The organism is Dyadobacter sp. SRI_021, assembly GCF_057586235.1.
This window is the reverse complement of the sequence record NZ_JBYCZM010000005.1, coordinates 398075-421548: the sequence shown is the minus strand read 5'-3', so window position 1 is coordinate 421548 and position 23474 is coordinate 398075. Positions and strand designations below refer to the sequence as shown.

Sequence of the window (23474 nt, the reverse complement as noted above, 5' to 3'; positions counted from 1 at the left end):
CTATTTAAACGAAAAGCCGGCATTTTCCATAATGAATATCCGGCATACCAAGATAATAAAGCAAAAAAATGCCGACTAGAAACTGAACTGAATAAAACAGAAGATGCTATTCGCGCGCTGTCCGGTGAGGAAAGTGATTTGAAAGAGCAAATGAGGGAAACGGATAATTTAATTCGGCTCCTGGAAAGCGTGTTGGCTCAGGTTAAGGAACAAAAGCCTCCGTTTTTCCTTTTTCAAAAGTTATTGAACACGCATGCATATAGGGAATGGGCGGTGGGTTATGGCAATAGCTTACGACAAATTCAGGAATGTTTGGGAAGAAAGGCTTGGTTAACTCAACGGCTTAATGAGGTTCGCTCGGAACTTACACTCAATAGAAATGCTGTTGCTAATTTGAAATGTCAACTAGCCGACATAAACAAAGCCATCGACACTATCTCAAAAACTGTGTAAGTGAAAAATCGGGGTTACTGATCCCGATTTTTTATTTTTAACAAAACACAGCTTATGAGACCAGAGGATCTTTTAACGGATGATTTTTTAAAGCAGTTCAAGAGCCGCGACGCGCTCAATGACTTCCTGGGCCATTTGCAGAAGCGTGGCATCGAGAAGATGCTCGAAGGTGAGCTGGACGGGCATTTAGGCTACGACAAGCACGAACAATCGGCCAACAGTAGTTCACGTAATGGCTACGACAAAAAGAAGATTAGGACCAGCTATGGCGAAGCCGAGATCAGTGTGCCGCGAGATCGGGACGCCAGCTTCAATCCCATGATCGTCCCCAAGCGGGAAAGTATGGTTGATGGCATCGAAGAGGTAATCGTCTCGCTGTACGCTAAGGGAATGAGCATCTCTGACATTGAAGAGCAGATCAAGGATGTTTACAATTTTGATGTTTCGGCTTCTACAATTAGCCGCATTACCTCCCGGATAGCTGAGGATATTGTCAGCTGGCAAAACCGACCTTTGGAGCCAGTCTACCTCATTGTTTGGCCGCGGCGGCGGACCGCTGGATGGGATTGTCTTCAAAGTGCGCGAAAACAGCAAGGTCATCAACAAGACAATCTACATCGCCGTCGGTCTTAAACGGGATGGCTACAAGGAGATTTTGGGCATGTGGCTGGGTAAAAGCGAGTCTGCGGCCTACTGGATGAGCGTATTAACCGATATGAAGGCCCGCGGATTGCAGGATATTCTGATCACGGCCACCGACAATCTAAACGGCTTTACCCAAACGATCCGGTCTGTGTTTCCAGAATCTGCTACCCAAATCTGCGTCGTCCATCAGATTCGCAACAGCTGTCGCTACGTGGTCTGGAAAGACAAAAAAGAATTCAGCCGCGACATGAAGGATATCTATGCCGCTCCCACCAGGCAAGCAGCTCTGGTTGCCTTGGAAAGTCTGGAATCGAAATGGAATAGCAAATACTCTTACGCCATTAAAAGTTGGCGGCAGAATTGGGATGAACTGACCGTATTTTTTGATTTTCCATTGGAAATCCGGCAGATTATTTACACCACCAATTTGATCGAAAACCTGAATGGCAAGATTAGGAAGTACACTAAGAACAAGCTGTCATTTCCCAATGACGAAGCAGTATTGAAGTCCGTCTATCTGGCGCTCAGAGAGGCTTCTAAAAAATGGACCATGCCCATTCGGAATTGGGGCATGATCCTGAATCAGTCGCTTCGGCGATCAGGTTTTAACTATTTTTGAAGACAGGGTCAGGCTTTAAGCTCTGCCCAGCCCCGATTGAAAGTTTACACAGTTAATGCGATAGTCCCAAGCCATCGCACGACATTTTGATCTGAAAGAGGAACTCCACATAAAATTCGGGATTGACCATAATAATATTGTTGACGATATGTATTTCTACTTCCCTAAGTGGGAATTCTCCTTCTGTTTCAGAAAAACGTATGACGTGGTTCCGTTTCGGTTTACACTTTTGCGGGTTAGTAAATATTTAAAACGACAAATCTTATCCCGTTTGTCTATAGTATTGGGCTTCGAAAGCTACCGGATTCAGATAGTTTAAAGCGGAATGTAATCTTCTTGTATTGTAATATCCGTCAATGTATTCAAATAGGACTGTTTTTAACTGTTCGAGGCTCTCATAACCACCTTTCGGCATATTCAACTCTGCTTTCAATCTGCTCCAGAACGATTCGGCCGAGGCGTTATCGTACGGATCATCGGCGCGGGACATACTCTGTTTCAGCTTAAAAGTCTTTATTAATTTCTTCATTCTGTGCGACAGATATTGCCCGCCACGATCAGACGGGGTCGCCCGGCGATGTATGATCATCCCGGGCTTTACCCTGCGCCTCAAAAGAGCCCCCTTCCAATGGGTCCCGGACGAGGCTTTCCTGCATATTATCAGCCAATTGCCAGCCAACTACCTGACGAGAGAACAGCCGCGGTGGCGGACCACTCCATCCATACGCATAAATACGCCCATTTGCCCCCTTTAAGAGGCAAATACGTGATGTCGGAAACCCACACACAATTTGGGGCCTTTGGCTTGGGCTGATTCAGTAAAAGATTCGAAGACACCCGCTTCCCATGACTGCTATCTGTCGTCCTTGACGGTCGGCCGCTGCCGAATAAATTTCGGAGGCTGAATAGCTCTCAATCCTTCTCTACGCATGATTTCAGCAATCTTCCTACGCCCGATTTTTATTCCCTTTTGCTTCGAGGATTCTCTAATACGCCTACTACCGTATCGCTTGAAGTTTTGAATAAATTCCTTCCGAATTTCATGCTTTGGCCGGTTATATTTTTTATCAGCGTTGTGGCTCTTCCCTTGACGATAGCGATAGTATGCTGTCCTGCTCACCTCAAAAAGCGAGCACAAATAATTGATCTTGTGCGTCCGAGAAAGCGAGTATATCAGCTCATAGACGTCCCTGAGTTGGACTGGCTCAAGAGACCTAATGCCTTTTTTAAGATCTCGCGGTCAGTTTTCAGGCGCTCATTTTCCGCACGGAGCTTAGCAACTTCCGCAGCTAGCTTCGCTGCTTTATCGTTGCCACTTTCGCCGCTGTTCGATTTTGTCTTTTTCGTTGCCATTCTTCTCCAACGATAGAGAACATTCTCGGCAATTCCAAAAGCCTCCGAAGTTTCCCTGGCGCTTCGGCCCGAAACGAGCATTCTGATCACTTCTTGTTTGAATTCAGGATCGTAACTCCGACGAGTTTTTACGAACATTGGGTCTTTCATTTTGCATCATGTTCAGCAAAAATGTGTCCCGCTTTTCGGAGCCACCTCAGGAAGCATGCGCATCAGACTCGTTAGGGACGAACTCCCAATAGCAAGTGCTGCTTCCGCCGGTTATGTTGTCATTGATAACAATGCTCGCTTTTCTCAAAGTTTGATTGTCCTCTCGCAGTAGCTTGACTTCGGATTCGAGTTCCTTATCCCTTTTGCGAAGGTCTTCTAAAATGGAGTTGCTCTTTTTCCAATTGCATTGCCTCGATCGACCTTCCCTGACAAAATATCGTCCTTTCGCCCTTGCTCTAAACCTCCACGGTATGCATATACTCCACCCAAAAGGGAGAAGACGGCGGCCCCGGCAACGCACACAAGAACTCCAATTCCTGGATCAAGGGTTTTAAGCCAATGCCATAGTTTAGTGAACCAGTCGAAGGGAGCCATGCCAAGCACGTTTAGTGCTACGATGAGAGAGCCAAAATGTTACGAATTCGAATACATTTCACAAAGAAAAACCCTCAATACTGTATGCATTGAGGGTTTTTGAAGCTTTTTTCGCAGAGAGAGAGGATTTGAAACCTAGTATTTAACGGGTTGTTAAACAGTGAGTTATGAGATTTCAAAAATTACTTCCACGATTCACGACATTAGCCAAAAATACCCCACAAAAACTCGACTAACTGGCTGATTATCAAATAATAACAAACCGTATTTTATACAAAGTTATAAATTCTCCATTTAAGGACAAAAATTGGTTTGATTTCTTCTATGCTTTAGGTTCGAATCCCTTATCTCCGAGGGTTCGAATCCCTCCTTTTCGGAGCACATAGGAGTTCCCAAATCCTGTCGGGAGCCAATATAGCAATCATAGGAAAAGCTACGACGTGTCAATTAGGTCAACGTGGGAGTATTGTTGCTTATGCATCTCCCAGTCTGATCGTCAGCGAGAGGTATGGCCTGATAGTGTTGCCTATTTGGGATTTCGCCTGTTTAATTAACGTTATAAAATGTCCAGTTTTTTAATTAAAAAACTGGACATTTTTCGAATAAATGTTTAACATTGGGATATGAAAGTATCTGGTATCGTTGCAACTAGAATAAATAGACTCCCTAAGGGATATGTCTTCACATATGTAGATGTGTCTGATGATGTGGAAATGAAAGAGGCCGTTATCAAGGCGTTAAACCGCCTGGCGCAATCAGGAAAGATCACAAAACTGGCCAAAGGGAAATATTATAAGCCTGAAAGCTCCGTCTTTGGAAGCCTGGCACCAGATACGGCCCAAGTCGTAAAAGACCTGCTGGAAGACAATGGTAAGATCAGGGGTTATCTTACGGGATACAGTATTTATAATCAATTAAGGCTCTCCACCCAGGTGAGTAACACTATTGAAATTGGTAAAAATCAGGTGCGGCCAACCTTTAAGAGGGAACGGTATACGATTACTTTTGTAAAGCAGAAAAACACGATCACGAAAGATAATATTCGATTTTTACAGTTTCTAGATGTTGTCAAAAACATCAAAAAAATACCGGGTACGACTCTGGAATCCTCTTTGCGAAGGTTGCTCGTTATACTAAGAGATTTAGCGGAGGCTGATTATGCGAAGCTAATTCGACTGGCTATGAAGTATCCACCAGCAACAAGGGCATTGCTCGGAGCTCTTCTAGAAGATTTGGATAAAGGGGCGCTGACAACGCCGATCCGCAAAACGTTGAACCCGATTACCCGCTATAAGCTTTCCGGGATAGGGAATCTGATTAGCTCAGCAAAAAACTGGAACATCAGATGAGATTACACGAAGACTCAAGCCTTTTCAGACAGGCGGCTCAGTACAAATACGCTCTACCAGTTTTTGGCCATAATAGCTAGAATTCAAGAATCAGGTCGCTTTTTACCTGACATCGTTGACATGCAAAGATTGAAATCCGGTGTTTACCAGCGCCAGGGCACATTCGGGATATGATGTCCTTTCGATGCATTAACAACAAAAGAGCCGAATCGACGACGGGGAGAACATAGCGGGATAGGTCTGGCCGATGTTAAGAAGCGACAGTAGCTCGCATATCCTGCGCAACACTCATTGCGTATCGCCTTTCATCTCGCCGACCTCAACCTACTTTTCCTGGATATTCAGATGCTTGACATCAATGGGATCAGCTTTAGGCAGACGCCTGAGGAAAAGTTGGTGGTTTCTACTACCGCATACACTGAATATGCTGTCAAAGATCATCAGCTTGATGCCGGTGACGATCTGATTAAACCCATTGCTTTTCGAAAGATTCCGTAAAGTGCATTGTGCACATTCAGCTTCCAGACTATCAAAGCGGCATCAATCAACCATGTAAAAAGTTTGCGAAGCAGGTAAAGCTTGTTACGGTCTGGAAGTATGTCGCATTGTCATGGTAGATCAAGTCTCTTGAGCAGACTATTCCAACCACTATTAAGATGGAATCAAATTTGGTTCTAGAAACGCAATAATAATCCATCCTGTGGCAATTCTCTCCAATTAATTTGCAAACATCTACTGGTAAATTAATCAACTCTCGGCACATTAATGATCGAATATGCTCCAATTGCCGGATTGCGCTGGCTCATTTGCAAATAAGTCGTTTGGCTGGAAGAAATGTGCTAGTACTAAAGGAAAGAGGGAAAAAATAGAAGTCTAAATTTTGTTTACACAAATGCCGTGAAAATACGGTACAAATCACGGTATAATTCCCGGTGTGGATACCTGCTTGCAGAGTGAACTTTGAGTTGGAGTCGACCTAATTATCTAACCGCGTTAATCAATGCAATCATGGAAACCCGTCAAATTACTTTTTCAAATCCTCCTCGCTCAGACTTGCCACCTGCGTTATCGTTAAAAAGTTTTTGCCACGCGTACAAATAATCAATTCAGCTCGATTCATCTGCGTTCCTCGGCAAGGGGGATCTACTCGATAGAACCCGAACTAGCTCTATGACATGGGATTTGAAACTCCTTTCCCGGCTGTTTCAAAAGTAACTCCCTGCAAGAGGATTGCTTAGGACTGCTGATTGCAACAGTACTAATTTTAACCATCTCGTCATTTCCAACTATGAAAATTTTACTTTTTGCGCTCTCCCTTTGTGTTGCGCACTCCGTACTTGCTCAAAAAAGCAACGACACCATCCGTTTCGGACGAGACGGGAGAATAATGAGCGGTTCGCGACTCCCTTCCGCTTACCCGGGGAATGTTATTTTAGATATTTCCGCTATCAAAGTTCCTGGTTCTGAATTTGTGCATCTGATCAAGAAAGCGGCCGATTCAACTTTCCCTGTCGCTTCGGACAGCGCTTTCAAAGAGTTTTATCAGTTTTCGAAAGGAATCTTTCCGGTCTGGTATAAAACGCTTACCGGTAAGTCTGTATTGATCTATGACACGTTGAATCCGTACTTCCCAGTTGCAGAACTGCCCTCCACCAAATTCGCCGTAGTCGTCGATTCAGCCTCGCAAAGTTCCGGACAACATGCCTTTCTGGATTTGGGTAAACAGGGAGGTAAGCCTAAAACTTTTTTAATCTGGCGGGAAAGCTTCGATAACCAGATCGTCAGTAAACATTTAAAAGCTTCCAGGGACTACTATAAAGGCGTATCACCTCACACCACTACTCTTATTGATTCGCTGAGTCTCGTCTTTCGCAAGAGTTTTCCACTCATTGACCGATATCTCTATCAGGACTCGGTCAGAAATTGTCCACCTGGCGCTGACCCTCCTCTGACATTCCAAATAGGTGTAGTTGACCAATTTGTAAAAGTCGATGCAGGCATCAGTTTGTTGAACAATATGTTTTGCAAGACAGTGGATGATAATCGGGAATGGATCAAAAGGTGGTTGTGGCTAACCGGCGGCGATATAAGACTAAACCCTTTTTCAACCTTCAATCCAAATGCATTGATTGCCGATTTAGACGCAAAGATTGTTGCTAGCGAGAAGGAACTTGCCTTATTGAGTAAATATACGGAATGCTGCAATTTCGGGCGGCTCGCCTACGAAAATGCCACAAAAAAGACAGATTCTCTGGTAACGGAACTTGATTCTCAAAGAAAAAGGAAATTGAAGCTGGCATCAATAGCCATAGAATATCAAAACTGGTTAAAGAGAGTTTCCGTCAATCGACGCCTCCTCTACAAGGGACAGGTGGTCGGCTCGACGTCGGAACATATCATGTGGATCCACCACTTTGACGCTTCGGATAAATTCCGGTTTATGACTCCTATTGGTGAGCTACCTCATTTAGTCGCTCCGCAAGATGAAGTGATTGCAATGTTTCACAATGTAAAATACTCCGACTCACTATCACTGAAAGCAACGGAAGAAGCGTATCAGCCGAAAACGAAAGTCGAACAAGTACTGGAACCTATCACAGGTGCATTGAAAGCTGCTATTCCTGCAGCAAAAGCATTAGCCTCAGCGTTTGGATTTTCCATTAACGTACCGTCAAGTAGAGCAGCCGAGAACTATGCAGTATTATCATCAAAATTGCTTCTAGACCTCAAAGAGAAACAACAAGATATTGCGGATATAAAAGATAAAATTGAGGAGAAGGAAAAGGCAATTAGGGCTCCTGGCTTTCGAGAACAAACGGTACTTCGAGATGAGATTAAGCGTGACAGAATACAGCTTAAGGCTCTGCAACAGATGGTCGCTGATTCCGCTAGTAAATTGATCTCATTCATTACTTACGACAATAGGGATCAAATTGCCAATTCCATTCGTGGAGTATTGTCGCACGCTGATCTGAGGGATCTCGAGCGGCTTCTTCATCAACAATCGAGGAGTAGGTTTGTTCAATATCTCTATACGCATCGGGGTGTAACCGACATGGTCGATTACGAGATCATCGTCAAAAATTTTCAGTTGGCAAAAAAACGCATACAGTGGCTTTTGGAACAAACTATACCGGTTGTAGAAATAGATCAGCTCAACGAACACATTCCCGATTTTAAAACCATCCTCGAATACCCCGAAGCTAAACTTGAAATGGTTTCGTCCAAAAAAGTTAGATATGAGGAATTTAAGAATGATAACAAATCGCCCGATGTAGCTCGGACTTATTACAAAACCGAAACTGCGCGATGGTGGCCGACTGTTGGAGTTGCATACGTTCCCGCGTCAAGGACGGGATCGGTGTTCAATGATTCGACAGGGACGTTCGTTTCAGGTAACGACTTCGATAATATTGAAATTCTTGCGGGTGTGAAATTCTATCCCATGAGCACAAATCCATTTCGCGATAACGCCACGAGGCGAATCATTCGCGATAAATTCAATGAGTCAAGCAACATCGCACGAGGAAATGCACATTTCGTGAATACAGCTTTTCTTACAGCAGGCTTTGGTGTAAGACACAAGTTTCTCAAAAACTATTATCTGGGCCTAGGAGCCGACCTCACACCCGGACTTAGTTTCATCGCAGGAATTAACTATATTTTTCAGAAGCACTACGAGCTGGAGAATAGCCACATCAAAAACGAAATTGAGCGACCCAAGGGATTCCTTTTTTTTGGGTTAAGTGTCGACCCGAACATCGTAACAAATCTTATTGGCATTTTTAAATGATCACTCAAATGAAAAAAATACTTGTACTGCTCCCGCTTCTTCTGTTGGTTGACGGATGCAATTTTGAATTCCTTCCTGACTATGATCTCCCGCTCTATGAGCAGATAGAGATCAAAGGAACTGTAATGCTTTCGAACGTTTTTACGGGGACCAATGCCATTCCGGCAAAGGATGCAGTCGTGTTTCTGTCAAGTAATAGTACCGCTAGCCCATATCTTTATAAGATCACAGCAGATAGGGACGGGATATTCACTTTCCCATATAAGCCTGACGGACAAGAAAAATTACATCTGATCGGGCGCTATACAGATACCGCAGGGTTGACCTATGAAGGCAATTTGGATCTAACCAAAAGTGAGGAATCAACTGCACACAATTTAGTACTAACCTTGAATCCGGTATATCCGGGTGGTATTCTTAAAGTAATTGTACAAGATGCTGATCCGGCCAAACAACCAGTCAATGGTGTCGACGTCTATCTTTTCACAAACGACGAGCAAGCTGCCAGCATCAATGTCGCGAGCCCAACGGGTTATGTTCAAAGGAACATCACTAATGAGAAGGGAGTAGCTTTTTTTAGCAATCTGAAAACAGCTGACTACATAATTGTGGGCAAAACTTCCAATCAGTTCACTGATCGCAAGACCCAAGAAGTGTTGTCCACTTGGACACAGGCTGAAAAATTGTCCAGAGACCCCTTGCCGTTGACATTACAGCCGTCAACTAGTAAAGGACGTATACGCATAATAGTTACTGATGAACAAACAAACGATCTCTTAGCGAATGTAAGTGTTTATTTGTTTACGAGTCGCGTGCAGGCAGAGACAATTTATAACAAAAACAACGGACCTAACGGTTTTATCGACATGCAAGTTACATCTGCGAAAGGTGAGGTATTTTTCGAGAATCTTGCCACCGGCAGGTACCATGTAGCCATCGCTGCAGATTTTTCGGAAACGAACAAGCCAAGGCAAATCGGTGTGCCAGTAATGGTGGCGGGTGATCAGGCTCAACCGGCCGAGCTTGAAATTCCGGTTCCATAACACAGAGCTAGTGACAACAGTAAGTTTTACAGGCGACAGTTTTTGAATGATAGAGAGAAGGGGGCTTGGTGGGGAGATAAATCGGAGCACTGACCTCAGATTTTTCGAGAAATTGAAATTGCAACACGGGTCCCCTTCCCAACGTAGGATTCCAGCGAGCACGTTCCGCCAAGAAGTGCAATGCGTCGCTGGATATTGCGGAGACCAGCTCCAGATTGTACGATCGGTGACTCGGCTATTGACGAAAAATCGAAGCCGAGCCCATTGTCTTCTGCCATGAGGCTAAATACCTCTTCACCGAAATTGATGACTACTTTAAAATCTTTTGCTCTGGAATGTTTGACGGAATTCTGGAGAACTTCCTGAACGACACGAAATACCACAATATCATGCTGCACACCAAAAGAGTAAGGTTCGCCGAGAATTTCAAAGTCAGTGTCAAAGATTTTGGCATTTTGGACTCGAACAAGTTCTTGTGCAATACTTTGAACTAAACCAAAATCCTTCAGGAAATCACTGTCGAGGCTTTTTGTAAGCAAGCGTAAATCAACAAGTGATTTTTCTATAAGGTTGTTAGCTTCCTTAATCATCTCAATATTATCTTGCTGCAAGCCGGTCTCCTCTACAATATTGAGGTGAATCCTAGCTACAGAGAGCAGTTGGCCGATATTGTCGTGCAGCTCTTCGCCGATACGCTGCATTGTCTTGTTTTGAACTTCGATCTGGACATGCAATATTGCTTGATTATACTCTTTCTGCATCTGGCTCTGTTCGAGTCGGTTACGAAATTGATTCTTTTGGAATTTAAGTATCACCAGGACAAAGATTGCTACGAAAAAAAGTAACAATGCAGTGCCGAGTACTATACTGAAGAGGATTTCTTCCGTGTACGAGTGCATAGCAATCCGACTATAATCATTAAATAGAATATTAGGTTCAGGCAGCGTGGGACGAGCATGAGCGTTTCCCTCATTTTGTAATCATACTTGGCAAGAAAGTCACGAAAGCCAATAATAAAAATATCGCCTGCGTAAAAAAGCAACACCGCAAACGACAGCCAGAAAACCGGTAATCGAAAAATGGAGTCAATTACGACATCCGTATTGACAATCTCAACAAGGTACAAAATGGCCCATATAATCAGAAAGAAACTCTCAATCTGGAAGTCAATGAATTTTTCGGTATTGAAAGATTTCGGCTGAAAAAAGTAATAGATTAATAATGTAGAAACAAAAACGGGAATTGAAGCCAAAATTATTTTTTTGACTGAAGAATTTCGAATATTTTTGTAAAATGTTATGGCCAAAAGAATGTATTCTACCGGCTGATAAATATGATACTGATACCATGCTTCCATACAAAGAATCTTTTTTTGGTAATCTGTTACTAGTTCCACAGCTATGGAGCAAACCAGTAATGGTCCAAGTAACATCAGATCCTTACCAAGATCCTTTCTGCGACACATAAAAACCATAAGGCAAATGAACATCAATGCGTAATAGAGATATTTCATAAGCCTTATGGATAAGTTATAGAATGCTGGTTTAAATGTAAACTGGAGGTGTCCTGCTGTTTATGGACAAGGGGCTCCATGTTTAAAAAATGCACTAAATTCCTCATCACTCGCGTTCACGGCCAGTTTCACAGGCCAGGTCTCCTCAGCTTGTCCAAAATTTCCACTTGCATCCCGGAGTAGGTCCCCATTTGAGTCAAGGGCCATGAGAATAATGGTATTCCGATCAATTCCTGGCTCTACCGAAAAAAGGGCTACCAAATCTTCACATCCCTTCTGTGAGCGAACAAGGTCAATCGACTGCTGACTTATTCGTAGCGCAAGATACTCATTATTCGACTCGATTTTATGCTCCAACTTAAGAGGAGGATCCCTCACTGGCGTGTTTTCCCTGATTTTGTCTCGATAAGTTTTTACCATCTTGGCAATGTCACATGGATGAACGGGAGCGCCGAAGTTATGATTTTGAAGCGCTGCTGGAAGGAGACTGGGTACTACAAATACATTTACCATAATACTACCGTTTAAGTTATAAAAAATCGTTTTGATTACTTTTATGAAGGCTTTTGTTTCTGAGTGAGAATACTCCTTGAAAAATGAAAAATCGAATCCTTTCTACAATATGATCTTCGCCAAAGTCGACTGAATGTTGGTCTATTAATGATTGTCTAACCAGATTTATAAGATGCTCTATTGATATGGTTTCTTCCGATGATTTGACAATTATTGTGTCACAGATACCTAATAAATGTTCTTTTGGGATATTTTGCTCAGGGTAGTAATAAATTAATGTCGAGAAGTGGCCTGGTGGTTTTTTTATATTATCTAAGTATTGATTCGGAGATATTTCAAAGAACTCATTTCCTTCAACCCAATTCCATCGACTTTCGATAAATTTGACAGAATTCGTAAGTTTTATAGTAGATCGCTTCCAATTTTGTTTGTATTCTGATGACTTCGTGAATATTTCATACATGCTAACAATTGCTTTTTTGTCTAATTTTTTAAAGAACTCGTAACGATCTAATTCAAAAACAAAGGCATCCAATAGTATGTCAAAAAGTTCTTCTCGAACCATTTTTCCAATCGAGTAAATTGATTCGCTTAGCTGTTCAAGCGATTCGAATTTTAGCGGAATATCAGATAATAATATCGAAATGCGATAAGTGCGCCGAAAGAAATGTTTCAGTAAACTGGAAATATCATTTTCGTTGTTGTAAGATCTGAAACCAAAAGAGGGGTGCCTAACACCTTGAAGTGATTTTGCCACCTGGGTGCAGTGGCGATACAGTTTCTTATCGGTATGGTGCAACATTCGGGCAATTGACTCACAAATAGTCGCATTCGACTTGTAATTCATTACGTGGATGTAGTCGGATTTATCCGGCAGTAAATGAAATTTATTCACACGATAGTCCCTAGATCGATCTATCGTGTTTGGCAAAATATATTTAAATGGAATGCCCAGGTGATCGGCAAAATTTTTCATAATGCACTGCTCAATAAATATATTGGCAAAACCGTCAGTAAGATTGTCAAGGTGAGACTGATTGTTGGTTAGTAAGCCGATAACTTCTGGATATAGTAGCTTAAAAAAATCGATTCTGTTACCACCTGAAATACCGGTATTTACAGCGGTGACGACCCGAGAGTCCATAGCTAGATAAGTAGGAATTTGTGTAAAGTGTCGCTGAATTTCTTCTAAGCAAATGGTATAATAAGGAAATTCGATTTCTTTGTTTTGAGCTACGAGAGTTGCATTCTGCCAGGAACTATCGAGTTTCTTAAAGAAATATACATCATTGTCGAAGTGAATGAATGGCTCTGTCTGCAGTGAGTATGTATATAACTTATGAAGCGACCAATATTTATCAAAAAGCTGATTCGTTTCAATATCAAGCTCAGATCGATCTAAACAAAGTTGGACTTCGTCGTATTTAAGACCGAGCAGATTTACAACTACATCAAATCCTATGGTATTGGTGTAGAGGCAAGTTGGAATACCTTGTCGCTTCAATAGATGATAGCTGAGCCCGATGCTGAAGAGAGCGAACTTTTCGTCCGGCCAGTTGCCTTTTATCTGGTCGTAACCATTGAACCATGTAGATTGGACTAATTTCATAGTTAAAAAGTATTGTGCACAAAGTAGACTATCTTAGCACATTTTGCATCATGAGATCCTTGAACCTTTGTTGCTGCTTAAACGACCTATCAATTTTTTCCAGAAGCCTATCTTTTCGAATAAAAGATCTTGAAATCAACCCGGTTCGGAACGACTTTTCAAACCATTTGAGGGCTTCTTCGGTGTGATGCATCTGAAGAAATGCGCAACCTAATGCATAGAAACTTTCTCCCCGTAACGGACTGGCGGAGGAGACTTGGGAAAGCCGTTTTATGGCTTGATCTGGAGAGCTGTTTTGAATGTGGGCGTACCCGACATCGAGCAGGGCTTGGTCTGTAGCTGTGCCGGGGGCAAGTCGAAAAGCATCCTCATAATTTTCTGCCGATTTGGAGAAAAGACCAGCCCGGCTGTTGCAGAAGGCAATTCCCATAAGTGCGGCCGCTTTGCAGCACGCGTTTGACGTGTCTTTCTCAATAGCTTCCGCATAACTTTTTATTGCGTCAATGAATCTTTCGTCCTGTTCTAAGGCTTTTCCTAATATTAGGTTGAAAGCCGGATTTCCGGGATTTAGATCGGTAGCGCGTTTAAAGTCGGAGATGGCTTTTCTTAATGAGCCGGCTGCCAGGTACACGGTTCCCCGATTAAAATATGCATCCCAATAAAGATTATTTCCATCAATAGCGCGGTTGAACTCTTCAATTGCCTTATCGGGTTGGATTTGGCTTTGGTAAGCGAGACCAAGCTTATTATACACTTCTACCAAAACGGAACCAGGAACGCTATTGCCTATTTTTCGCTCGTTACTTTTTACAAACTCGTAGCTTACTATCGCTTTTTCGAAGAGACCTTGTGCAAATAATGCATTGCCTTCACCGACGTAAGCAAGATAGTTGGTAGGGTGTATGTCGGCGCTGGATCGGAAATCAGCAGCAGCCTTTGCAAATCTTTTAAGATTGAACAAGATTTGTCCTCGGCGGAAGTATGCCTCATGATATGTCTGACGATAGGAAATTGCGTTTGAAACAGATACTAATGCGGTGTTTGTGTCACCCAACATCAATAGCGCATTACCGCGATGAAACCAAGCATCTGCCAGTTCTGGTTTGATCAATATGGCGTCATCGAACTGCCGAAGGGATTCTTTAACTTGATTGGCGTGCAGTGATTTGAGGCCGTTCTCGAGGTAGCCGCCAGCGATAAGCGAAATATTTTGTTCTTGGTCGGGCTTTATGCCGAATTGCCTTAGTTTCTTGAAATCAATGCTTGCTTGATCAGCCATTCCGAGCTTTAATTTTGTCAGCCCGCGGTGGTAATATGCTTCCTGATAAGTTGCGTCGAGGTTGATGGCGGAGGTGAAATCTATGATGGCAGCCCGATAGTCTTCTATTTGGACGTGTAATTGGCCGCGCCCGAACCAATATCCAGGGACTTTAGGAGACAGTGCAATCGCTCTCCCATAGTCTTCGAGTGCCCCCTTATGATTTTTTGTAGCAATCCTAAGCCCTCCCCGTCTGAAGTGTACATCGGAGTCAGCGTCGTCGATATTCAGGTAACTGGCCAGATCGGCGATTGCTTTGGGAAAATCATTGATTTCGGCGTATAAATCTGAGCGGGCGCGTATTGCTGCGAGGTTAGAAAAATCGAGCTCTATCGAGCGGGTGAGATCTTTCAATGCCTTTTCCGGTTGATTCGCTTTTACATACGCCATGCCTCGGCCAAGATAAAAATCAGGGTTTTCCTTATCCCGTTTAAGGATCTTTGAGTAATCACGAATCACTTCGGCATATTTCCCTGAATTATATTTTTCGTCTAATTCCGCCTTTACGCTTGATTTTTCATTCAAAATTTTGATGGAGTTCTGGATCGAAATGGAGTCTGGCCGCAATGCCAATATTTTCTTGAAGTTGGCGATAGCTTCCGCATAGTACCTCTTTTTTTCTGCGAGCACGGCCTTGGCGGCATATTCTTTGAGAAGTTGGCTGTCTGTTTGCTTTTCCCTCTCGAACGCCTGTTTTACCTGGTATAACTTTCTCCGCGGCAGCAAATCATCGAACTGATTTCGCTTTTCAGCCTCAGTGTATGCTTCCAGCGCTTTAATGTAGTCTTTCTTGTGGAATGCATCGTCGCCTGCGGAAAGATACATGTTATAGGCTGCCAGCGCAGCCCGTTCTTCGGCCCGTTCTTTTTCCCGTACCTGCTCGCCTAGTGCTATTTTTGCTCCCGTACCTTCCTCAGTTTGTGAGCCAGTGCGATCGACAACTACGTCGTTCAAAAGGGATGTTACGGAATCGTCTGGTGGGACAAAAGCAATACGACTTACGTAAACCTGCCACTTTTTCCCATCCTTTTCCGCCCTTAATTCAGCTACGCGTTTTAGTTGCTCGTAATGGATTTTGCTTTGAATGTGCTTTTGGCTGAAAAGTGAGGTGAAATAGACTTTCGTGTAATAATAGTCTGCCTTCTTTACACTTGATACCGTGAAATCCGTAAGCTGAATTGTACGATCGACGCTCTTCGGATAAAAAAGCTCGAAGTTTCGAAGGTATTTACTAACTGCAAGGTCAATAGTGTTGTCTGCGGTTTTATGCTCGGGATTGATATCATCTTCGATCACAGCTAGGCTGTCGTAAAAAATTTTGTTTATAGAATTACCGTAGCTATCGGCTATGATCGCTTGCCGCTCAAAATCGCCTACGTCCTCGAAAGTAATTGTGTTTAAAAGGTCGGCATAACCTTTTTCAATCTTTCTTTTAGACAGAAACTGTATTTCCTGACTGTCGTGCAAGCTAAGTGTGTCTTGTGCCCAGAGATGTGCGGAGACAATGACCGTAAGGCAAAATAGTAATATCGTTTTTAAATGTTTGCCACAAACCGGGCAGCTAGTCAAAGGGAGGGTGCACATAATGAATTCTTGGTTTTGCTAGATCAGTTATCCGCAATGATTTCGATTTCAATTCGCCTGTTTTTGCTGCGACTTGTTTCATCCAGGTTAGGCGCCGCCGGATATGCTTCTCCTTTCCCTGATAAGAACATTCTAGCCGGTGGGATGCCCCTGCGCGTAAGATAAGTACATGCTATCCGAACCCTGTATTCTGAGAGAATTTGGTTTTGAAGAGCGTGGCCCACATTGTCGGTATGGCCGGTCATAATTAATCGGTATTTAGGATGGCTATTCAGGATCACCGCAACGGTATCCAGCAGCAGCCGGCTCTGCTCGCTTAAATCATAGGCGCTTTGGGCAAAGTATAGTGTGATAGGTGCAGGTTCTGGGTGATTAACTGCACTAGTTAACGTGTTTTTTAAAAAAGCCTGCCGGGAAATTCCTGGCAAATTGATTGTACCCGATGCGCTATCCATCTTAATGACATACTCGAGATTGTTGCCGTCGAGATTATCAAGAATCAGGTTACCAAAGTAACGTTGGTAATGATTCGCGTAGGCCTCAATCGCAATGATGTCTCTAGCTGAAAACGAAACCTGAAAGGAACTTTCTGCATCATTTAGTTGGGCGCATTGTTTCTTGCGGCTTTTCGTAAAAAAGAGGCATACCTGGCCGGTCAATGGTCTATGTGTGCGCCTGTCAACTATCCTAAATATACGTTTGGAGAACGAGCCAATTTGGGATGATTGCTGGTTCAAAACGAATGACTCCTGTTCTGACTGGTGAAAAGGAACGCCTATTGTTTGTCGCTCCTTTGGTACCAGATTGATTGTAATCTGATAGGTATTGGGAGTTAATGCATCTTTCGCCTTGATAAGATACTTCCTCGGTACGAATCCCGGCGCTTCAATAGAAAGCCAACTCTCAGGGCCATACACGGGCATTTGAAAATGCCCATCATTGTCTGAAAAGGTCCCTGGTTTGTTAGCGCCTTCCCTCACTGTTGCGGCCTTGACGGGCATGTGGGTCTCTACGTTGAGCACTTTTCCTGATACAACGATAGTATCCGGTTTGTTAATCAAAATTAACGAAGTGGCAAGTATGAAAATTTGAGAAATCATACTCAATCATTTTACACTGACACCCACATTTCCCAGAAGAATTTCCCAGTTTAGAAGTTGCTGGCCTTCTACCGATTTTTCGTACGATTGTAGCTGTACCTTCACAGTTTTTTGAGTAACGTCGCTATAAATTACTTCCTCGGGATTTGTGGGCGAGTAACCGGTAAAGGTTTGAGAGCCGCTGATAATCCCATAGTATTTTCCATCGTCTGCCAACGTAAGGTCTTTGATATAATTAACTTCATTCCACGAAATCTGCGTTGAACTATATGGCAGTAATTTAAGCCTTGTCAGGTAGTCTTTGACCGGATACTTTCTTTTTCCATTTCGATTCAGTGAGGACACTTCGATAGTAGCATCTTTGAGAAACAGTTTCAATGCCTGATCGATCGCCTCGTCTTTTTTTTCAGGGAGGATGTTCTTGTCGCTGATAACGTTCAGGTACTGTACAAATTCATCGACTTTTTGGATGCCTTTCTTGCCATAAGCCGCTATATCCGCATCACTGAGTCCAGGGACACGGCTCGCTTTGTTAATCACTGGCCCGGTATCGGTTGCACGTATCAAGGAAGTTTCAACCTCTGTTTTTTGTGCAGCGGAGGCCTGTTGCACCTGGGCAGTCTCACTTGCCACTACTTGAGCGGTTTCGGGCCGCGCTGTTGGTTGTCGCTCTGCCTTAAAGAGCACCTGCATATTCTGTTTGGCGGCCATTAGTTTCGTGACCGCTTCTGCTGGTGGCAGAGAAAATTCATGCTGTCCATCCCTCATTACAATTAGCACAATGTCTTTTTGATTGAGTGAGCCGGGAACGTTCTGCAAAGTTGTGTAATTGACGAGATCCTCACTTTTGTAGCTTATAGTGCAAGGGATCACCTGTACGGGGCTCGCCGTAATGATAATATCAGACTTCGCGCCGCTACCATTGTAGAATTCTGTCAGCTGATTGGCAGCGCGTATTGCATCGGAATCGAGATCGGCTATGAGCAGGTAATTGCCTTTCGCGTTAAAAGTCAGAATTACATTTTCCCGCGGAAGATTTCTTTTCACGAGCTGGCCGTTCCTTGACTCTCCAATCTGAACCGTGCTGTTATTTGCTTCGAGCAATCTGAAATTAAACCGGCTACCATTAGCAAAATAGGTTGATTCTTGACCGAGTACCGGAAAAGTGGCAAATATAAGGAGGAGAAAAAAGTAGTTGTTTTTCATAGGATCAGGCTGTTTGAATGAAATAGGGGTGCGATGACTTTATCAAAGGTACATCCACGGCTACTTCCATGCATCCCGAAATACACCCGTATTACTACCGTATAAAAAACGGTTTTCACCGTATAATTCCCGTTGAAGAGCTTAGGTAGTCTGTGGAGATTTGCAAAGAAAACCCATTCTTCCCATCAAATTCTATGAAAAAATATCTACTTCCGTTAGTCTACGCTCTCGTAGCCCTTATATGCGCGTGTTCAATGGTCAAAGTCGTCGCGCTCAATTTGCCCGCTCATCTGGCTGAAAAGCATTTCTACTATTCAGCCCCACCAGCTAACAATAACAAAAAGGATAAGAAGCCTTCGAAAAGGAAGAATCATTTCACGATTTCAAGCATTTCGAGTCGTCCTTACCTTGGTATCGGAATGGTACTTGATTCCGCTACCAATCTGTCAAGAAGTTTTGCCCTGTTTGAACTCATGCAGAAGAACCTGATTATAGTGGAGAAAGACACTCTATTTCCGGTGATGATAGACTATCAGTTTATTGCACCCTATGCCGTGACAGGTGTTTTCGGCGAAACATCAGTAAAACTTAAATTGTACAAGAATGGCAAAAAGTTCAAGGAAGTTACTGCGGGAAAAGATTGGAAAGATATTTATGGCAAGATCGCCGTAGAATTTACTGCAGGTAACAAATACAAATTGGCTTCTAAAATCAAGTTGGTTGACGAAGGAGTACAGGAAAATCTATCATTGAAGCGGATCAACGAATGTCTACCTGGGCGAATCCAGCTTTTGGTGCCGCATTCTGAGTGCGTCGATACAATGCGGAACTATGCGAATGTCAAATTTTTCAAATCCCGCGAGGCATATAATGATGTAAAAACGCTATATGGCAGATTTGCATTCAATAATGAGAACAAGTTATTCTTCTTTAAAAACGTCAATGTCCCCGGTAATTTAAAGGGCTCAGTGAGACCATTAGTTTTTCCGCAACACAAATCTCTGATCCCTGCAATTACCTATATTTCTTGTGGCAGTCTACTCGCCGAGCAGCAGGACGCGGGTGCTTCCCTGAACAGCTATCTTTCGGCACTAATGGCTTCAAACACGATACTCGCAAGCCCGTTTGAGCGTGCGATGGTCAGAAAAATTGCGTTTAGTAAAATCTCAGCAGCGCATAAGCTTTTGTCAGACAAGAGGCAGCACACCTCATCGCTTTTTCTATTGGGGGCTGCGATGAACGATGCCTACCTACGTTCGGGCGAAGCGATGTCTCAGCGTAACAAATACTATGAGAGCATTGACGAAATAAGCCAGTTGTGTATCCAGGCAGAAAGCAAAGCCCGCGAAATACGGAGCCAAAAGACCTATGGAGGAATTATGGCGCTCATTAGCGCAGCAGGTGCAGTTGCCACGGCATCCACTACCGATAATTCCGTATCGGACGCATATATGAGTCAGGCCGAGACATATCTCACTGTGTCTTTTGACCAAGCCGATCAGGTAAGTCTGGCATTGAATCAGCAGTACCAGGATGTCGAATCTAAAATCGATGCCAGAAGTTTTGTCACATCAGATGGTTCGACACTTGAGCTGGGGCGCCCCTTACTTGCTGGTGAGGTATACTATTATCTCGCATCCTCCCCAGAGCTGGTGAAGGATGTACTTCTTAGCTATGCAGCCGATAAACCCAGATTGTCGTTGTTGCTATACAATTTCTACTATCAGAAGGACAAGACAATTCTTGACGAGATATTCATGCAAATGTCAGAAATCGAGGCGCGTGTGCTTAACAATGAGATTAGGAACATTGGTCTCAGTGATAAATTGCTTTCCAGCTTTTAACAATTTATATATGAGAATACACTATAAACCTTTCCGACTCGCTGCGGCCCTGCTTATGCTTGCGCGTGCCATTTGCATGGCGCAAGATCCCGCGGCTATCCGGTCAAAATGCGACCAGGAGCTCTCCGATATCAATAATAAAGTGAATGAGCTGAATAATGACTATGAGCAAACAAAAAAAGATATGCAGGCTGGTTTGTACTGCAGTCTTTGCAATCAGAGCAAAACAGAGCTTGACAGAAGTTACGACGGGGGATTTTACAAACATGTTAAAGATGTAAAAGGAGAGGTAAAGCCTGCGAGTCAAAAGCAAATGGATGCAGCACATCAAAGGTATCTGAGCAAGTATAACAGTCTCAAATCGCAATACGATTCAAAAAAGCAAAGTTGCGAGAACAATATTGGCCAAGCCGTAAAGGCGCAGCAACAACGTGCCGAACAGCAACGACAACAAGCGATTGCTGAGCAGAATGCCAAAGCGGAGCAGGCGCGTCAAAAGGCGGAGGAGGAGCAAGCAGCCAAGCAACAAGCTCTTAACGACCTGCTCCGCCAGCAGGAAGCAGAGCAGCAGGCCTACCGCCAAAAGATTATTGCTGATGTGGAGCAGACAAAGCAGGATGCGATACAGATGTTTAACGAAACCAAAGACCGGCTTGTCAATAGCATCAACGGGATCAGTATGCCGAAGGAAACGATCGGTTTTCAGGGAAATGGAAATATCGGAAATGGGATGACTCGCGCCCCCGGAAATCCAAATATAGACGAGTATGAGTCGCATGAATACTCAAACGTTTACGCTGATCAGTTCAAGAGCACTGTCGAGGATGCTCTGGATCCCACCGATATTGCTACTAGCGTATTGCCAGGCTTTATCCGGAACGGGATTAACCGCTTCCAGCAAATGCAGGGATATACCAACCTTTTCAACGAATTCAGAAATGGTAATCTGACAACGGAAGGGTTAAACACGTATTTCTCCTTCACTCCGAATGCAGTTATCCGGGGAATCCAGCAGTTTACAGGTGGGATTGCGATAAGGCAGAAGGATGTTCTTACACATTTGATGGACCGGATGCTTCAGGATGATTTTTCAGAGGCCGAATTTGACGCTACAGTGAGACAGCTGAACCCGGCGTATGCGCTGACCTCATTGGTGAAGCCTACTCAGCAAAAACCGTGGACGATAACCGATTCAATTGTGGTAGTTGGTGGAGCAGCCGCAATGTCGATAGCGGGTGTTCCGGTTTGGGCGGGAATGGGTGTCGCTGCCTGGTATGCATTTAAACACTAGAAAGCTATGAGATGTTTTTTTATCGGCTGCTTGCTTGCCATCATGTCAGCATTACCTAATAAAACCTTCGCTCAAGGGAAAGATATTAGGTATGGCTATGAAGCGATCGCAATGCCTGTGGGAAAGGCGCTACGAAACTGGTTTTTAGTAAATGACCAGGGCAACCTTTTTGTCCCGCACGAGGGTGGAATATATGTGGTGAAAGATTCTTCCTGGTTTGTACCGCCTGTTTCAGATTTTGTTTTCACCTCGTTCGCTCCGGTTGCCAACGACACCGCGATGTTTATAGTAGCTAACAGTGAGAAGTTTTCGGAAATATACTATGTTAAAAGTTCGACATCTGCTTCTATTCAAAAACTTCTGTTGTGCCAATTACGGAGAGGTATATACAATCTTATTGTGAAAGATCAGGTTTGCTATATCTGGGGATATTGTAATGGAAGAAGTAAGGTAGGCATAGTATCCGGAAATGAAGTAAAATGGTTGCTCGACGTACCGGGGATTATCCGGCAGGTGCAAATCAGCCCCTCATCTCAAATCTATTTTGCAATGGGTAATGCGGTGTATCGGTTAGATGATACAAAAGCATTGCTAAGACTGGATAAGCCGATCAATGGATTCTGTTTTGACAAGATGAATAATTTGATTGCCAGTAGTGAACAGCAAGTAGGAATACATAATGGAGATCAATTTGTGGTGATCGCGAACGGTGTTGGTGGACCTCTTCAATATCATAATGAAGATATTTTTGTCCTTTCCAACGCCAGACAACAGATTGTGCGTATCTTTCCAGAGAAGCGAAAATAAAGGAAGTTATTTTATACCCAGATCAACGATTTTCAATCTAATTGCTTCGATCACCATTCCGACGCGGCTTTTTACATTCATTTTTACGAACACAGATTCACGATACCCATCAACCGTTCGCGGGCTGATACACATCCGATCTGCTATTTCAACGTAAGTGAGATCACTGCACGCAAGTTCGACAAAACGCTTTTCACGATCGTTCAACCCCAACTGATCAACTGGTGTTGATGAATTATCCGGGTTAAGGCCTTTGATTAACCTACTGGTTAGGTAATCGGTATAATAATGCCCTTTTGTTGAAAGAGATTCAAGAGCTATTTTGAGTTCCTGTGGCTTACAGCCTTTAAGCAGGTAGCCCACAGCCCCGTTACGGAGCATTTTAATGATTGCCTCTTCCTTGTCATTCATGGAAAGGGCAAGAATTTTGATGTGTGGCAAATTGCTTTTTAACCAGTAAGAAACCTCAAAGCCGTCCATATCGGGCATGCTGACATCGAGCAACACGATATCAGGTATCATATTCAGACCCAACCGCTCTATCAGCGCGGCTCCACTGGATACCTCAAATATCACCTCGAATCCGTCAAATTTTTGAACAAGCCCGGAGAGAGCCTTAGCCATAAGCTCATGGTCATCGACGATGGCAATTTTTGTCATGATTTAGTTCTTCGGAAGGTTAAAAAGCTTTCCTACAAATTTAATGGAGTTATGTAATAAATAAGGGTATATTAGAGAGACTAATCAATGAAATGTATCATATTTATTCCATTTTGATACTTAAATCAATACCGAAGGAAATCTATAAAGACTTCATCTGCTAATTCTAGAATGTTCACGGCTCTAAAT

16 protein-coding genes and 1 pseudogene are annotated in these 23474 nt (G+C 43.4%); 7 read left to right on the top strand and 10 right to left on the bottom strand.

Annotated elements, in window-relative coordinates; genetic code table 11:
• The first annotated feature begins 507 nt into the window (after positions 1-507).
• Positions 508-1736, top strand: a pseudogene (locus tag AC2YIT_RS17910) (IS256 family transposase).
• A gap of 243 nt (positions 1737-1979) precedes the next feature.
• Here the strand turns inward: AC2YIT_RS17910 and AC2YIT_RS17905 are convergent.
• The 3 genes from AC2YIT_RS17905 to AC2YIT_RS17895 all read right to left on the bottom strand — a co-directional run bounded on the left by AC2YIT_RS17905 (position 1980) and on the right by AC2YIT_RS17895 (position 3208).
• The gene (locus AC2YIT_RS17905) at positions 1980-2207 is read right to left on the bottom strand and encodes an integrase core domain-containing protein (RefSeq protein ID WP_487280194.1); all 228 of its coding nucleotides are present in this window, start codon (positions 2205-2207) and stop codon (positions 1980-1982) included.
• A gap of 363 nt (positions 2208-2570) precedes the next feature.
• Positions 2571-2837 carry an IS3 family transposase gene (locus AC2YIT_RS17900; protein ID WP_487280193.1) on the bottom strand — a complete coding sequence of 89 codons (267 nt, stop codon included), beginning with the start codon at positions 2835-2837 and terminating at the stop codon, positions 2571-2573.
• 53 nt (positions 2838-2890) lie between these two features.
• On the bottom strand, positions 2891-3208 hold the full coding sequence (locus AC2YIT_RS17895; protein ID WP_430851117.1) for a transposase: 318 nt from the start codon (positions 3206-3208) through the stop codon (positions 2891-2893).
• A 1070-nt stretch (positions 3209-4278) separates the two neighbouring features.
• Here AC2YIT_RS17895 and AC2YIT_RS17890 point away from each other — a divergent pair.
• The 3 genes from AC2YIT_RS17890 to AC2YIT_RS17880 all read left to right on the top strand — a co-directional run bounded on the left by AC2YIT_RS17890 (position 4279) and on the right by AC2YIT_RS17880 (position 9840).
• Positions 4279-5004 (top strand): DUF6088 family protein, encoded by a 726-nt coding sequence (locus tag AC2YIT_RS17890; RefSeq protein WP_487280074.1) that lies wholly within the window; start codon positions 4279-4281, stop codon positions 5002-5004.
• Positions 5005-6292: 1288 nt separating this feature from the next.
• Positions 6293-8797 (top strand): hypothetical protein, encoded by a 2505-nt coding sequence (locus AC2YIT_RS17885; RefSeq protein WP_487280073.1) that lies wholly within the window; start codon positions 6293-6295, stop codon positions 8795-8797.
• 8 nt (positions 8798-8805) lie between these two features.
• Entirely contained in the window at positions 8806-9840 is a 1035-nt protein-coding gene (locus AC2YIT_RS17880) for a collagen binding domain-containing protein (RefSeq protein WP_487280072.1), read from the top strand.
• 95 nt (positions 9841-9935) lie between these two features.
• Here AC2YIT_RS17880 and AC2YIT_RS17875 read toward each other — a convergent pair whose 3' ends face one another.
• The 6 genes from AC2YIT_RS17875 to AC2YIT_RS17850 form a co-directional block, all read right to left on the bottom strand.
• Complete coding sequence (locus tag AC2YIT_RS17875) at positions 9936-10601, bottom strand: sensor histidine kinase (RefSeq protein ID WP_487280071.1); 666 nt, start codon at positions 10599-10601, stop codon at positions 9936-9938.
• A gap of 812 nt (positions 10602-11413) precedes the next feature.
• Entirely contained in the window at positions 11414-11866 is a 453-nt protein-coding gene (locus AC2YIT_RS17870; protein WP_487280070.1) for a hypothetical protein, read from the bottom strand.
• 16 nt (positions 11867-11882) lie between these two features.
• Positions 11883-13475 (bottom strand): DUF6734 family protein, encoded by a 1593-nt coding sequence (locus AC2YIT_RS17865; protein WP_487280069.1) that lies wholly within the window; start codon positions 13473-13475, stop codon positions 11883-11885.
• A gap of 28 nt (positions 13476-13503) precedes the next feature.
• Complete coding sequence (locus tag AC2YIT_RS17860) at positions 13504-16377, bottom strand: tetratricopeptide repeat protein (RefSeq protein ID WP_487280068.1); 2874 nt, start codon at positions 16375-16377, stop codon at positions 13504-13506.
• A 23-nt stretch (positions 16378-16400) separates the two neighbouring features.
• Positions 16401-17477: an OmpA family protein gene (locus AC2YIT_RS17855; RefSeq protein WP_487280067.1), complete on the bottom strand. Its 1077-nt coding sequence runs from the start codon at positions 17475-17477 to the stop codon at positions 16401-16403.
• A gap of 6 nt (positions 17478-17483) precedes the next feature.
• Positions 17484-18683, bottom strand: coding sequence for a hypothetical protein (locus AC2YIT_RS17850; RefSeq protein WP_487280066.1), 1200 nt, complete (start codon positions 18681-18683; stop codon positions 17484-17486).
• Positions 18684-18877: 194 nt separating this feature from the next.
• Between AC2YIT_RS17850 and AC2YIT_RS17845 the strand changes: the two genes are divergently transcribed.
• The 3 genes from AC2YIT_RS17845 to AC2YIT_RS17835 are packed head-to-tail and all read left to right on the top strand — an operon-like array spanning position 18878 to position 22625.
• Positions 18878-20527, top strand: a complete 1650-nt coding sequence (locus AC2YIT_RS17845; RefSeq protein ID WP_487280065.1) for a hypothetical protein — start codon at positions 18878-18880, stop codon at positions 20525-20527.
• Entirely contained in the window at positions 20478-21818 is a 1341-nt protein-coding gene (locus tag AC2YIT_RS17840; protein WP_487280064.1) for a hypothetical protein, read from the top strand. The genes AC2YIT_RS17845 and AC2YIT_RS17840 overlap by 50 nt, the downstream gene beginning before the upstream one ends.
• 6 nt (positions 21819-21824) lie before the next feature.
• Positions 21825-22625 (top strand): hypothetical protein, encoded by an 801-nt coding sequence (locus AC2YIT_RS17835; protein ID WP_487280063.1) that lies wholly within the window; start codon positions 21825-21827, stop codon positions 22623-22625.
• Positions 22626-22631: 6 nt separating this feature from the next.
• On the opposite strand, the gene AC2YIT_RS17830 is transcribed toward AC2YIT_RS17835, so the two are convergent.
• Positions 22632-23285, bottom strand: coding sequence for a response regulator transcription factor (locus AC2YIT_RS17830; RefSeq protein WP_487280062.1), 654 nt, complete (start codon positions 23283-23285; stop codon positions 22632-22634).
• Positions 23286-23474: the final 189 nt, after the last annotated feature.

Excerpts from the sequence above, each read along its gene's own strand:
- AC2YIT_RS17905 (WP_487280194.1), bottom strand. The coding sequence starts at position 2,207 with ATGTCCCGCGCCGATGATCCGTACGATAACGCCTCGGCCGAATCGTTC.
- AC2YIT_RS17895 (WP_430851117.1), bottom strand. The coding sequence starts at position 3,208 with ATGTTCGTAAAAACTCGTCGGAGTTACGATCCTGAATTCAAACAAGAA.
- AC2YIT_RS17890 (WP_487280074.1), top strand. The coding sequence starts at position 4,279 with ATGAAAGTATCTGGTATCGTTGCAACTAGAATAAATAGACTCCCTAAG.
- AC2YIT_RS17885 (WP_487280073.1), top strand. The coding sequence starts at position 6,293 with ATGAAAATTTTACTTTTTGCGCTCTCCCTTTGTGTTGCGCACTCCGTA.
- AC2YIT_RS17880 (WP_487280072.1), top strand. The coding sequence starts at position 8,806 with ATGAAAAAAATACTTGTACTGCTCCCGCTTCTTCTGTTGGTTGACGGA.
- AC2YIT_RS17875 (WP_487280071.1), bottom strand. The coding sequence starts at position 10,601 with ATGCAGAAAGAGTATAATCAAGCAATATTGCATGTCCAGATCGAAGTT.
- AC2YIT_RS17870 (WP_487280070.1), bottom strand. The coding sequence starts at position 11,866 with ATGGTAAATGTATTTGTAGTACCCAGTCTCCTTCCAGCAGCGCTTCAA.
- AC2YIT_RS17865 (WP_487280069.1), bottom strand. The coding sequence starts at position 13,475 with ATGAAATTAGTCCAATCTACATGGTTCAATGGTTACGACCAGATAAAA.
- AC2YIT_RS17860 (WP_487280068.1), bottom strand. The coding sequence starts at position 16,377 with ATGTGCACCCTCCCTTTGACTAGCTGCCCGGTTTGTGGCAAACATTTA.
- AC2YIT_RS17855 (WP_487280067.1), bottom strand. The coding sequence starts at position 17,477 with ATGATTTCTCAAATTTTCATACTTGCCACTTCGTTAATTTTGATTAAC.
- AC2YIT_RS17850 (WP_487280066.1), bottom strand. The coding sequence starts at position 18,683 with ATGAAAAACAACTACTTTTTTCTCCTCCTTATATTTGCCACTTTTCCG.
- AC2YIT_RS17845 (WP_487280065.1), top strand. The coding sequence starts at position 18,878 with ATGAAAAAATATCTACTTCCGTTAGTCTACGCTCTCGTAGCCCTTATA.
- AC2YIT_RS17840 (WP_487280064.1), top strand. The coding sequence starts at position 20,478 with ATGAGATTAGGAACATTGGTCTCAGTGATAAATTGCTTTCCAGCTTTT.
- AC2YIT_RS17835 (WP_487280063.1), top strand. The coding sequence starts at position 21,825 with ATGAGATGTTTTTTTATCGGCTGCTTGCTTGCCATCATGTCAGCATTA.
- AC2YIT_RS17830 (WP_487280062.1), bottom strand. The coding sequence starts at position 23,285 with ATGACAAAAATTGCCATCGTCGATGACCATGAGCTTATGGCTAAGGCT.